This window comes from Sedimentibacter sp. B4 (assembly GCF_000309315.1).
GTDB classification, from domain to species: Bacteria; Bacillota; Clostridia; order Tissierellales; family Sedimentibacteraceae; genus Sedimentibacter; species Sedimentibacter saalensis.
Genome location: NZ_CANG01000599.1, coordinates 1 through 215, shown reverse-complemented (window position 1 = coordinate 215; position 215 = coordinate 1). Strand labels below are relative to the sequence as shown.

1 protein-coding gene is annotated in these 215 nt (G+C 68.8%); it reads right to left on the bottom strand.

What is annotated here, in order from left to right; translation table 11 throughout:
• Window positions 1-215 (bottom strand): hypothetical protein (locus BN358_RS26690; protein WP_198018448.1); only part of this gene is annotated, 215 nt, incomplete at both ends.

Here is a 215-nt window from a genome sequence, read left to right as displayed (position 1 = left end):
TGAACCGGGCCACCTTCACCGTGAGGAGCACCGGATCGCTGTTCGGCTGACGACCCGGCGCGACACCGAAGAACGGGAGTGGTTTGGCCGACTCGGCCAGTGTGATGTGCCCGGGACGGAGCCGGCGCTTGATCGAGATCCCGTCGAGCCGTCGCGGGTCGCTCTCGAGCAGCTCGTACCCGATCTCCGGGCGGCTGTCGGTCGCGAGGACGGTC